This is a genomic window from Flavobacterium galactosi (assembly GCF_048158585.1).
GTDB lineage: Bacteria > Bacteroidota > Bacteroidia > Flavobacteriales > Flavobacteriaceae > Flavobacterium > Flavobacterium galactosi.
In genome coordinates this window covers 23,120-33,456 of record NZ_JBLNKV010000011.1, presented here as the reverse complement: position 1 = coordinate 33,456, position 10,337 = coordinate 23,120, and the positions used below count along the sequence as shown (strand labels likewise).

General features: G+C 32.8%; 12 protein-coding genes. 7 read left to right on the top strand and 5 right to left on the bottom strand.

The window, feature by feature from the left end; genetic code table 11:
* Positions 1–432: 432 nt before the first annotated feature.
* Positions 433–687, top strand: a complete 255-nt coding sequence (locus ACM55M_RS17250) for a hypothetical protein (RefSeq protein ID WP_416858916.1) — start codon at positions 433–435, stop codon at positions 685–687.
* Here ACM55M_RS17250 and ACM55M_RS17245 read toward each other — a convergent pair.
* On the bottom strand, positions 671–1,348 hold the full coding sequence (locus ACM55M_RS17245) for a DUF4294 domain-containing protein (RefSeq protein WP_416858915.1): 678 nt from the start codon (positions 1,346–1,348) through the stop codon (positions 671–673). The genes ACM55M_RS17250 and ACM55M_RS17245 overlap by 17 nt on opposite strands.
* Positions 1,349–1,431: 83 nt before the next feature.
* Here ACM55M_RS17245 and ACM55M_RS17240 point away from each other — a divergent pair, with 83 nt between their 5' ends.
* Positions 1,432–2,520, top strand: a complete 1,089-nt coding sequence (locus ACM55M_RS17240; protein WP_416850619.1) for a M42 family metallopeptidase — start codon at positions 1,432–1,434, stop codon at positions 2,518–2,520.
* A gap of 74 nt (positions 2,521–2,594) precedes the next feature.
* Here ACM55M_RS17240 and ACM55M_RS17235 read toward each other — a convergent pair whose 3' ends face one another.
* Complete coding sequence (locus ACM55M_RS17235) at positions 2,595–2,999, bottom strand: ankyrin repeat domain-containing protein (protein WP_416858914.1); 405 nt, start codon at positions 2,997–2,999, stop codon at positions 2,595–2,597.
* Positions 3,000–3,324: 325 nt separating this feature from the next.
* On the opposite strand from ACM55M_RS17235, the gene ACM55M_RS17230 reads away from it, so the two are divergent.
* Both ACM55M_RS17230 and ACM55M_RS17225 read left to right on the top strand, forming a co-directional pair.
* Positions 3,325–3,786 (top strand): DUF1801 domain-containing protein, encoded by a 462-nt coding sequence (locus tag ACM55M_RS17230; RefSeq protein ID WP_416858913.1) that lies wholly within the window; start codon positions 3,325–3,327, stop codon positions 3,784–3,786.
* A 24-nt stretch (positions 3,787–3,810) separates the two neighbouring features.
* Positions 3,811–4,350, top strand: coding sequence for an SRPBCC family protein (locus ACM55M_RS17225; protein WP_416858912.1), 540 nt, complete (start codon positions 3,811–3,813; stop codon positions 4,348–4,350).
* A 70-nt stretch (positions 4,351–4,420) separates the two neighbouring features.
* On the opposite strand, the gene ACM55M_RS17220 is transcribed toward ACM55M_RS17225, so the two are convergent.
* Positions 4,421–5,374: a phosphoribosylaminoimidazolesuccinocarboxamide synthase gene (locus ACM55M_RS17220; protein ID WP_416858911.1), complete on the bottom strand. Its 954-nt coding sequence runs from the start codon at positions 5,372–5,374 to the stop codon at positions 4,421–4,423.
* A gap of 153 nt (positions 5,375–5,527) precedes the next feature.
* Positions 5,528–6,358 carry a Cof-type HAD-IIB family hydrolase gene (locus tag ACM55M_RS17215; RefSeq protein WP_416858910.1) on the bottom strand — a complete coding sequence of 277 codons (831 nt, stop codon included), beginning with the start codon at positions 6,356–6,358 and terminating at the stop codon, positions 5,528–5,530.
* Between the two features lie 195 nt (positions 6,359–6,553).
* Between ACM55M_RS17215 and hmpA the strand changes: the two genes are divergently transcribed.
* Positions 6,554–7,756 carry an NO-inducible flavohemoprotein gene (hmpA, locus tag ACM55M_RS17210; RefSeq protein WP_416858909.1) on the top strand — a complete coding sequence of 401 codons (1,203 nt, stop codon included), beginning with the start codon at positions 6,554–6,556 and terminating at the stop codon, positions 7,754–7,756.
* A gap of 11 nt (positions 7,757–7,767) precedes the next feature.
* Entirely contained in the window at positions 7,768–8,187 is a 420-nt protein-coding gene (locus ACM55M_RS17205; protein WP_416858908.1) for an Rrf2 family transcriptional regulator, read from the top strand.
* A gap of 59 nt (positions 8,188–8,246) precedes the next feature.
* On the opposite strand, the gene ACM55M_RS17200 is transcribed toward ACM55M_RS17205, so the two are convergent.
* The gene (locus ACM55M_RS17200) at positions 8,247–9,197 is read right to left on the bottom strand and encodes a PhoH family protein (protein WP_416858907.1); all 951 of its coding nucleotides are present in this window, start codon (positions 9,195–9,197) and stop codon (positions 8,247–8,249) included.
* 183 nt (positions 9,198–9,380) lie between these two features.
* Between ACM55M_RS17200 and ACM55M_RS17195 the strand changes: the two genes are divergently transcribed.
* Positions 9,381–10,208 carry an SAM hydrolase/SAM-dependent halogenase family protein gene (locus tag ACM55M_RS17195; protein WP_416858906.1) on the top strand — a complete coding sequence of 276 codons (828 nt, stop codon included), beginning with the start codon at positions 9,381–9,383 and terminating at the stop codon, positions 10,206–10,208.
* The last annotated feature ends 129 nt before the right edge of the window (positions 10,209–10,337 follow it).

The window sequence follows — 10,337 nt, the reverse complement described above, 5'->3', positions numbered from 1 at the left end:
GAACTTTGCTTGTTTTGCGGGGTGCAAATGTAACATCCGTTTTCTAATCTCACAAGCTTTTCTGAATCTTTTTTAGAAAATAAATTTTCCCGTTTGATTCGTACTACTTGCCAGTTTATTAAAGAACGTATGCGTTGTTGCGGGTGCAAAAGTAGTCCCTTTATTCGCTTTAACAAGCTTTTTTAAACCTTTTTTTTGACGTCTCCTTAACTTAATCTTTAACTCGCTGGAAACATGCGACTTGAAACGAAACTATTTTCCTCTCCCCTCCCGATGCTTCGGGACTCTCCAAAGGAAAGGGTGACTAAATAGATAGGATTAGTGACAATCATTATATATTTAGGTAATGAATACTACGTACATGTGAAAGCTACAGTCCTATATATAAGGTAGCAAATGAATACCAATGAGTGAAATTTCTCCTTTGTCGAAATGACAAAGTCAAATGAAATGCAATTAGCAGGTAGAAATTCATCCTTCACAGAAACAACAAAGTTCCTAAAAACGATGGCCCGCGTTAGGGATAGCAGCGGAAAGCCGGCAGAAAAATGGAATGAAATGGAATTTTTCGAGGACTTGCAGCGTAAAGCCCGACCCATTATAAAAAAAGAGGCAACTACCTATACTGATAATTGCCTCTTTTTTATAATGGGGAACGCCCAAATAACACTTACTGTTTTAAGTTAGCAGCTCTGGTTTCCCAAGTATCGGTGAGACTGTCATAATCAACAGGTGTTGCAGGTTTTTGATTTTGTAATCTTCCTGAATCGAATGCTCTTACTAATATGGTTTCTATTAAAAAATCTTCATTGACATCGTAAGGTGCATATTTTGTTTTTAGATTAATGTCAAACATGCTGGCTGCAGTATTCGACCAAAAGGCTTTCCAACCGCTTTTGAGATCTCTGACTAGCTCATACGTTGTGATTCCGGTTTGACGATGGATTAACTTAACGAGTATTTGACCTTGCTTGCGCGATAGTTTTTTTAGTTTTGCTTCAAATTCATTACTAAGATACCCTTCTACTATCTTAAAGTATCTTTTTTTCTCTTTGTTTGTTTTAAGATTTGCCATGCCTCTATTCAGCACTGTTAACCTTTCAGCAGCCAATTTTGCATACGGATAGGTCTTATAAACTCGGTTTTGAAGAATCAAAAATTGCTTTCTTGCTTCGGGATCCAGTTTTTCTTTGTGAATTACTATTTCTTCTAATTGTATGGTGTCGTTAAGTATAGAATCATTTTCGGTCAATACATAACCCATCTTGGTTGTATCCTTTGGAGTTACTTGTGCATTGACATATATAGTTGTAAAAAGTAAAAAAAAGAAAAGCTGAATAATCTTCATGGATCGAAAAATTTAATTGCAAAATTATACATTATATACACAACTGTGATGCCAAATTTATAATTTAGCAAAAAAATAATTTCATGAGCACTAAATCAATATTAAAGAAGTCGTCACTTGAGTTTTTAGAAAAATATCTTAACAACGCATCACCTACAGGTTACGAAAGCGATGGGCAAAAATTATGGATGGATTATTTGAAACCTTATGTTGATACTTTTATAACAGACACGTACGGTTCTGCAGTGGGAATTATAAATCCAGATGCTCCTTATAAGGTAGTAATTGAAGGTCATGCTGACGAAATTTCATGGTATGTGAATTACATTACTGATGACGGATTAATCTACGTGATTAGAAATGGTGGTTCTGATCACCAAATTGCACCTTCAAAACGTGTCAATATTCATACTAAAAACGGAATTGTAAAAGGTGTTTTTGGCTGGCCAGCGATCCATACTCGAAACAGAAGTAAGGAAGAAGTAGCTAAAGTTGATAATCTATTTATTGACATTGGTTGCGAAACTAAAGATCAAGTAGATAAAATGGGCGTTCACGTAGGTTGTGTAATTACATATCCTGATGAATTCATGATTTTGAACGAAAACAAATTTGTTTGTCGCGCTATTGACAACCGTATGGGTGGTTTCATGATTGCCGAAGTGGCTCGTTTGTTACACGAAAATAAAATAAAACTTCCTTTTGGATTATATATCACGAATTCTGTTCAGGAAGAAGTAGGTCTTCGCGGTGCAGAAATGATTACCAAAACCATCAAACCTAATGTAGCGATTGTTACCGATGTTTGCCACGACTCTACTACTCCAATGATTGAAAAGAAAATCGAAGGAGAAACAAAAATTGGTAAAGGTCCTGTGGTTACTTATGCTCCTGCTGTTCAGAATAATTTGAGAGAATTGATATTAGAAACTGCAATGGCTAAAGAAATTCCGTTCCAGCGATTGGCTTCTTCTCGCGTAACTGGAACTGACACTGATGCTTTTGCTTATAGTAATGGCGGCGTTGCCTCAGCTTTGATATCATTACCGTTGCGTTATATGCACACAACCGTTGAAATGGTTCATCGTGATGATGTTGAAAATGTGATTAAATTGATATATGAAACATTGTTGAAGTTAGAAAACGAAGAAACATTTTCTTATTTTAAATAGTCTTAGTTTTATTTTGCAAATACAAAAAGCATCATTGTAAATTACGATGATGCTTTTTTAATTTAAATTAAATACTAAAGACTAGCAACAGGTTTTGATTCCGAAAATTTCAAAAACGCTACAGCTTCTTTTGCATTAGATATTTCGGCATATTTTAATGCATTAACACCAATCTCATTTTTTTCTTTTAGTTGTGCTCCATTGGCTAATAACAATTTGATGATTTCAACTTTATTATACCTTGCAGCTATCATCAATGGAGTTAACCCATTTGATTTTTCGTTCACATCAATACCGTATACGATTAATTTTCTTATAAGATCAATTTCTCCTTTGTAGATTGCAACACACAAAGGAGTTACACCTTTATAAATGGAATGGTTGATTTCTTTTTGAGTAAAATAATTGCGATTTGATGCATGAGAAACAGTTGAGAATGTAACTAAAGCAATTCCTAGGTAAACGATTGATTTTTTCATGATGATTGATTTTTTGTTAATTGATTGATTTTTTGATGATTTAAATTTTGAACTAATGTTCTATGCAAATATACGTCTAAAGAAAGGTATCTTGTTTTACAAGGTACTTAATTTTAACAAAATATTAACTTTTATGAATTACTATTTAAATCATAACGTACTTATATACAAACGATTTAGTCAGCAAAATTTAACAGTATTTGCGTTTTAAAAATTCTACATATTAAATAATTAAACAAACAACCTCTTCATGCTTTAACAAAAAGTATAGAATTCAAATTATAATTATTCCTTTTTTAGTATTTTTACTTAAACAATTCTTAAAATGCAATCAAAAGCAAAAAATGTTAAGGAGTATTTAAAAGAAATTCCCGACGAAAGAAAACAAGTATTTCTTAAACTTAGAGAAACTATAGTTGCTACTATTCCTAAAGGATTTGTTGAACAAATGTCTTATGGAACGATTGGTTACATTGTACCACATTCTATTTATCCTAATGGATATCATTGTGATTCCAAACTACCGTTGCCTTTTGTAAACATTGCCTCCCAAAAGAATTTTATTGCGGTTTATCATATGGGAATTTATGCCAATCCGGAATTACTGCAATGGTTTATGTCGGAATATCCAAAATACAGTACTCAAAAAATCGAGATGGGAAAAAGTTGCATTCGATTTAAAAAATTTGATCAAATTCCTTTTAATTTAATTGCAGAGCTCATGCAAAAAATGTCTGTCACTGACTGGATTAATTGTTACGAGTCACAAATTAAAAAATCAAAATAATTACTAACCTTAATTTTTAAAACTATGAACATTCTCAAAAAAATTATTTTAGGCTTATTGGCACTTATTGCACTGGTATTGATTGTTGCTTTATTTCTGCCAAAAAACTATGCTGTAGAACGGGAAATCACTATCAACCAACCCAAGGATAGTGTTTACAATTATATTAAATACATTAAAAATCAGGATAATTTTAGTGTTTGGAATAGAAAAGATCCAAAAATGATTAAAACCTTTTCAGGAACTGACGGCACGGTTGGATTTGTATATTCATGGAATAGCCAAGACAAAAATGTAGGTGTTGGAGAACAGGAAATCAAGAAAATCATTGAAGGAGAACGGATTGATTTTGAATTGCGTTTTAAAGTTCCTTTTGAATCAACCGATAATGCTTACATTATAACGGAAGCCATTTCGCCAAATCAAACCAAAGTAAAGTGGGGATTTGACGGCAAAATGCCGTATCCGATGAATCTAATGCTAGCTGTAATGAATATGGAAGAAATACTTGGAAAAGATTTACAAGATGGATTGAATAATCTCAAAGTAGTTCTTGAAAAATAGTACTGTTTTTTATAAAGAAAAACCGCAATTCAATTCAGAATTGCGGTTTTTCTTTTTCTTAAAAGTCTTTTTATTTCTTCGCTAAATAAGCCAAAACATTTTTTTCAATTCTTTCATCAATATTTGAAATATCAGCTTTAACGAATTTCTCGCCTAGAATATTTTCGTATAACTCAATGTATCTTTCAGAAACCGTTTCTATATATTCATCTGTCATCTCAGGAATTTGTTGTCCTTCCAGCCCTTGAAAACCATTTTCAATTAACCAACGACGAACAAACTCTTTTGATAATTGTTTTTGTTCCTCTCCTTTATCTTGTCTTTCCTGATATCCTTCTGCATAAAAGTAACGAGACGAATCAGGTGTGTGAATCTCATCAATCAAAACGATTACACCCTCTTTGGTTTTACCAAATTCATATTTGGTATCAACCAAAATCAATCCGCGACTGGCAGCAATTTCAGTTCCTCTTTGAAATAAAGCTCTGGTATATTTTTCTAAAACCACATAATCTTCCTCAGAAACTATTCCTTTAGAAAGAATATCGCCTCTTGAAATATCAGCATCATGTTCTCCGTTATCCGCTTTGGTAGTTGGTGTTATAATTGGTTCGGGAAATTTATCGTTTTCTTTCAAACCTTCCGCCATTGTAACGCCACAAATTTCTCTTTTGCCAAGGGCATATTCACGAGCAGCATGACCGGAAACATATCCACGTATTACCATTTCCACTTTGAAAGGATCACATAAATGACCAACAGCTACATTAGGATCCGGAGTTGCAATTAACCAATTAGGTACTATGTCTTGCGTTAATTCCATGAATTTAGTAGCAATTTGATTTAGGATTTGACCTTTATAAGGAATTCCTTTTGGTAAAACTACATCAAAAGCCGAAAGCCTATCCGTGGCAACCATTACTAAAAGATCATCATTTACATTATAAACTTCTCTTACTTTACCTCTGTATACAGATTTCTGGTTTGGAAAATTAAAATCAGTAGTTGTTATGGTGTTGCTCATTATTATTAGTGTTGTATTATTTTTTTAAGTAGCTGCAAATTTATGATTATTTTGGAAAGAAAAGCAAAGAATCATCATTCTCGAAGTATAAATAAATAATGCTTTACCAATAAATTTGGAAAATTCAAAATAAAACAAATTTATTACTCACACCTACTCTACTTCTGAAGTACATTTTTTTAATAATTTTTGGGACAGGTATTTAGCAACTCCTTCATTATCATTAGTTGAAATCACTTCTAAATGAGAAAGTTTATCTTTCAAACTCTCCGGGGCATTTCCCATAATTAATCCTTTACCGGTTAATTTAAGCATGTTTTCATCATTGAATCCATCGCCAAAAGCCATTGCTTCATGGAAAAACAAATTTTCTTTTTCTAAAATTTTTTCAATCGCAACACTTTTATCTACTGATTTGTCCATAAATTCTAAACAAAGCGGAAGACTAAAAGCATGACTAAAAAGGGAGGAATGATTTTCTAAGATTTGTTCTCTTAGTTCCAATAATTTGGAATGGGTATCATGGGTAAAAAACACTTTTATAGCACTTAAATCTTCAACCGTACTAAAATCTACCAGTTCCGGATGATAATTTAATTCCGTTTGAAAGCTATTTAGTTTTTCATTGTGTTTGTTGGTTTGCCAAACATTTTCTCTAAACAAAACGGTTGTAATCTCCGGGTCAATATCTAAAGACAACACCGATTTTACGGACTCACTTTCCATATTAACCGAGAAAAGGAGTTCTTTCGTTGGCGAATGAATCCTAGCTCCATTAGACGTAACCAAATAAAGAGGAATCTCTAAACATTCCACAATCGGCATCGCGTCTAAATGGTGGCGACCTGTTGCTACAATAATTAAATAATTTTGATTGTGGAGTTCTTGAAAAATACTTTTTGTATATTCTGAAATTTTGTGGTCTGAATTAAGTAAAGTTCCGTCTAAATCGCTGATCACGACTTTTATTTTTTCTTGTATCATTTTTCGTTTTTCACTGTCATTTTTAATTATTCCAAATTTATTCAATTTTAGAGAGAAACGCAAAAATTTATAATAAGTTTGGGTTAATCTTTTCTAAATATATTTTAAAAAATACAATTAAAATATTTGTTGCATATTAAATACAACAATTGTAAAATGATTGCTATATTTGTAAAAATATAAATTTTATAAATCATGAATACAAGTCAAAAAGAATTAATAAAAGCAACTGTGCCAATTTTAAGAACTAATGGAAATGATTTGATAACATATTTTTATCAAAGAATGTTATCCAATAATCCTGAGCTGAAAAATATTTTTAATATGGCCAATCAAGCGAACGGAAAACAACAAAATGCTTTGAGTGGCGCTGTTCTTGCTTATGCTGAAAACATAGAAAACCCTACTGTTTTGATCAATACGTTAAAATCAATTGGAAATAAACATGTAAGTCTAAATATTCAACCGGAGCAATATGCTATTGTTGGAAATCATTTAATTGGATCGATAAAAGAAGTATTAGGAGAATTAGCAACCAATGAATTAATTGAAGCCTGGACCTGTGCCTACAATGAACTGGCTCAAATAATGATAGGTATAGAAGCCGAAATGTATCAAAAAACAAACAATAAAAAAGGAGGCTGGAAAGGCTGGAGAACCTTCATTATCTCCAAAATTGTAAAAGAGAGCGACGAAATTAATTCCTTTTACCTTAAACCGGAAGACAACAAAGAAATTGCCGATTTCTATCCAGGTCAATACCTGTCAGTGAGTATATTTATTCCGGAATTAGGTCATAAACAGCCTAGACAATATAGCCTGTCTTCTTATTCTAATAATGACTATTATAGAATTTCGGTTAAAAAAGAAATCAGTCACAACACAACTCCTGACGGAATAGTTTCTAATGCATTACATAACAAAAAAGAGGGTGATACAATTGAAGTTAGTGCACCTGCGGGAGTCTTCTTTGCTGATCCGGAAGCAAGAAATCCTTTAGTATTGGTCAGTGGAGGCGTTGGACTTACACCAATGATGAGTATGGTAGAAACCAATAAAAACTCCCTTCAAAAAAACCAAACAGTTTGGATTCACAGTTGTCGCAATGAAAATGTTCATGCGTTTAAGGATACAATCGAGGAGTTAAACAGCGAAAATGATTGGTTAACCTCTTTTGTTTTTTATGAAACTTTACCCGAATCAGAAACAAACGCCATTGAAGGAAGAATCGATTTGCATCAAATTAAAGAAGAAATCCTTATTAAGGATGCAAAATATTATATTTGCGGACCGGCAATTTTTATAAAAGTTCAATATCAATCTTTGGTTGCACTTGGCGTAAAAAGAGAAAATATACTTTACGAAGAATTTGGTCCCCAATTATTAAGCCTTAATTAGCACATTTTAATATGAAATTGAATCACTTTACCGATTTTAGTATGCGCGTTTTGATGTATCTGAATCAAAAAAGAGACAATCCGCAAAGTTCTTTAGATGATTTAGCAAATACTTTTAAAATTTCGCGAAACCATCTCATTAAAGTGGTTCAATTCTTATCAGCAAATCAATTAATTATTACCAAAAGAGGAAAAAATGGCGGAATACTGATTTCTGAGAAAGCAAAAGAAATTCGATTAGGTGATTTAATTCATCTGTTAGAACAAGACGATACGCCTATCATTAATTGTGATTCAAAACCTTGTATCTTTCAACCACACCATTGCAAACTAAAATCATTATTCAATACCGCTTATCTTTCTTTTATCGAAAGTTTAAATCAATACAAACTTTCGGATATCGAATTCAAAAATTGGAGTGCTATGTTTTAAGAAAAAAACAGAAAAAGTAATTCACAAAAAAAAAGGCTTTTGTAAAGCCTTTTTTTTATTTAATCATTATTCTCAATTTGCTTATATGCATCTATCACTTTTTTGACCAAACGATGCCTCACAATATCTTTATCGTCAAGGTAAACAATTCCAATTCCGTCAACATCTTTCAGAACCAAAATTGCTTCTTTTAAACCGGAAATAGTTCTTCGTGGCAAATCGACTTGTCCGGGATCGCCGGTAATCATGAATTTAGCACTTTTCCCCATACGGGTCAGAAACATTTTCATTTGCGAATGCGTTGTGTTTTGGGCTTCATCCAAGATTACAAAAGCATTATCCAATGTCCTACCGCGCATGAATGCCAAAGGTGCAATCTGGATAATTCCTTTTAAAATATAATCCTCCAGCTTTTCATTGGGTAACATATCCCGTAGCGCATCATACAAAGGCTGCATGTAAGGATCCAGCTTTTCCTTCATATCACCAGGAAGAAATCCTAGGTTCTCCCCTGCTTCTACTGCCGGACGTGTAAGTATAATCCGTTTGACTTCTTTTTCTTTAAGTGCCTTTATCGCCATGGCAACACCAGTATAGGTTTTTCCGGTTCCTGCAGGTCCAACAGCAAAAACCATATCATTTTTATTCATGGTATCCACCAACAATTGTTGATTGGCAGTCATTGCCTTAATGATTTTCCCACCTACACCATGCACTAATATTTTATCTTGTCCCTGGAATTTTCTTTCTTCCTGACCATCCCCAAGGATAACACGTTCAATTACATTATTATCAATATTATTGTATCGTGAAAAGTGTACCATTAACCGTTGAAATCGTTTTTCAAACTCGTCTAAAACCTCTTTTTCTCCAAAAGCTTTTAAGGTTGTTCCCCGAGCAACAATCTTCAATTTGGGATAATATTTTTTAATTGTTTCAAGATGAGTGTCTTGAGCGCCCCAAAAGTCTTTTGGAGCGATGTCTATGAGCTCGATTATTCTTTCGTTCAAATGAGGTAGTTTTAAATTAGAATTAATTTTTTTATAAATCAATTGGCTGTCGGGTAAATTTCTAGTTTTTAAATAGAATTTGTTTTTTGTTTTTCGTTTTTTTGAGTTTACTATTATTAGCTTTGCACTTCTCAAATTTAATAAAATAAGGTTTACATAACACCAATAGTTATAAACAAATTTATGTCAATAATTACCCTTACTACTGATTACGGATTGAAAGACCATTTTGTAGGTGCGTTGAAAGGGAAGATTTTATCTGAGTATTCCGAGGCTTCCATTATTGATATTTCACACGACATAGATCCATTCAACACGGTAGAAGCAAGTTACATTATTGGCGCATCCTATGCAAGTTTTCCAAAAGGTACTGTTCATCTTATTGGAGTAGATATGGAATCCAATAAAGAGAATCTACACATCGTCATGCAATGGAACGATCATTATTTTATTGCCGCTGATAATGGCATTTTGAGTATGCTTTCGCAAAAAATTGTTCCGCAAAAAATGGTGGCAATAAATATCCACGACCGTTTGCATAATGAAGCCACTGATCTTGATGTTTTTGTAAAAGTAGCCTGCCACATTGCCAAAGGCGGTTTAATGAACGTTATTGGTAAAGAAATAAATACCATCAAGCAAGTCACCGACTTACAGCCTGCAATAGCCGTTGACGGTAATTCTTTGAAAGGACATGTCATTTACATTGACCATTTTGGGAATGTAGTGACCAATATAACTAAGAAATATTTTATTGAAGTTGCTAAAGGACGGCCTTATGAAATTGTCATGAAAACCAAAAATATCAAAACCATTTTACCCAATTATTCGGCGATTGCGAGTTCTGATAAATATCCGATAAAATATTATGAAGGGGAAAAATTGGCCATTTTCAATGAAGCCGGTTTTCTAGAAATTGCCATTTTTAGAAGCAATCCTTCTAAAGTAGGCTCTGCAAATAGTTTATTGGGATTGAATTATAGGGATGTTGTAACTATAAAATTTATTTAAAGATTTTTGATTGCAGATGTATGATTTCAGATGTAAAGCAACTTAATATGAAAACAATTATAAAAATTAGATTTAAAAATTTAAAACAGAATTATCTAGAAGTAGCGCAATTTATTAAAAACCAATCTA

Excerpts from the sequence above, each read along its gene's own strand:
- ACM55M_RS17250 (WP_416858916.1), top strand. The coding sequence starts at position 433 with ATGACAAAGTCAAATGAAATGCAATTAGCAGGTAGAAATTCATCCTTC.
- ACM55M_RS17245 (WP_416858915.1), bottom strand. The coding sequence starts at position 1,348 with ATGAAGATTATTCAGCTTTTCTTTTTTTTACTTTTTACAACTATATAT.
- ACM55M_RS17240 (WP_416850619.1), top strand. The coding sequence starts at position 1,432 with ATGAGCACTAAATCAATATTAAAGAAGTCGTCACTTGAGTTTTTAGAA.
- ACM55M_RS17235 (WP_416858914.1), bottom strand. The coding sequence starts at position 2,999 with ATGAAAAAATCAATCGTTTACCTAGGAATTGCTTTAGTTACATTCTCA.
- ACM55M_RS17230 (WP_416858913.1), top strand. The coding sequence starts at position 3,325 with ATGCAATCAAAAGCAAAAAATGTTAAGGAGTATTTAAAAGAAATTCCC.
- ACM55M_RS17225 (WP_416858912.1), top strand. The coding sequence starts at position 3,811 with ATGAACATTCTCAAAAAAATTATTTTAGGCTTATTGGCACTTATTGCA.
- ACM55M_RS17220 (WP_416858911.1), bottom strand. The coding sequence starts at position 5,374 with ATGAGCAACACCATAACAACTACTGATTTTAATTTTCCAAACCAGAAA.
- ACM55M_RS17215 (WP_416858910.1), bottom strand. The coding sequence starts at position 6,358 with ATGATACAAGAAAAAATAAAAGTCGTGATCAGCGATTTAGACGGAACT.
- hmpA (WP_416858909.1), top strand. The coding sequence starts at position 6,554 with ATGAATACAAGTCAAAAAGAATTAATAAAAGCAACTGTGCCAATTTTA.
- ACM55M_RS17205 (WP_416858908.1), top strand. The coding sequence starts at position 7,768 with ATGAAATTGAATCACTTTACCGATTTTAGTATGCGCGTTTTGATGTAT.
- ACM55M_RS17195 (WP_416858906.1), top strand. The coding sequence starts at position 9,381 with ATGTCAATAATTACCCTTACTACTGATTACGGATTGAAAGACCATTTT.